We start from the raw sequence: 1,017 nt of genomic DNA on the forward strand, positions 1-1,017 counted from the left end.
ATCAGTTCAGATGGGATTTCGATTCCCATTTCTTTGTAGTAACGAACCGCACCCGGATGCAGCGGTAAAGGAAGCCCCGAAATCGCTTTTTCGATCGCCATCGCTTTGGTTGCTTTGTGGATGCCTTGTAGGAACGGAAGGTTCTCGTAAATGGCTTTGGTCAGTTGGTAAACGTCCTCTTCCGAGATATCGTCTCGAACCGCAAGGAAGTTGGGCTGAGCAATCGTCGTGATTGGTTTATCTAAACCTGGGTAAGTGTTGGCAGGAATGTCGTACTTGGTCCACAACTTGTAGTTGCCGTTGGCTTGCTTGATTTGCTCGTCAGTGAACGAAAGTATCGAGATATCTTTGCCTAGCGCCGCAAATGCTTGCGTCACCGCCCCAACAGGAACACCTGCTGGCGTATTCATACCATCGATGGTGCCATTTTGTAGCGCACTTGCACTGCCGCCGTACCCCATAAAGGCAAGGTTGAACTTGTCTGGGTCAACACTCAGGCCTTTCATGATCTGACGGCCTGAGTTCTCAGTACCGGAGTTCTTTTTACCGATAGAGAACTTTTTCCCTTCGAGGTTTTTCAGATCACTAACCGTACCGGTTTTTGCTAAGTCGCTACGAACAATGAAGTGTTCAACGTTTTGCCATAACATTGAGACTGAACGCAGCTTTTCTTGGCGACCGCTTTTCTCGTAAGGACCTTCCCCCGACCAAGCCCACGCACCGTACAAACCTTGCAAAATCGCAAATTGTGCTTCGTTTTCATTCAATAGTTTGACGTTTTCACCAGAGCCAGCAGAGCTGATAGCAGAAAGGGAGAAGTGGTGCTTTGGTGCGAGTTTCACTTTACTTAATGTCGCCAAAGCCACCCCTACTGGGTAGTAAGTGCCACCAGTAGAAGCGGTCGCAAGGATGTAGCTGCGCTCTTCGGCCGCTGCATTTGTCGCGATACCAAAAGATGTCACAGCAATAGCCAGTGCTTTTACGAGCTTATTCATTTTCATTATTACTCTCCGTGTA

At 48.4% G+C, this 1,017-nt stretch carries 1 protein-coding gene; it reads right to left on the reverse strand.

The features are described 5' to 3' along the window. The coding region (locus R7P67_RS26650) for a TAXI family TRAP transporter solute-binding subunit (protein WP_318086563.1) at nucleotides 1-1,001 on the reverse strand (1,001 nt) is incomplete at its 3' end. Between the last annotated feature and the right edge of the window lie 16 nt (nucleotides 1,002-1,017).

The organism is Vibrio sp. Vb0937 (assembly GCF_033338855.1).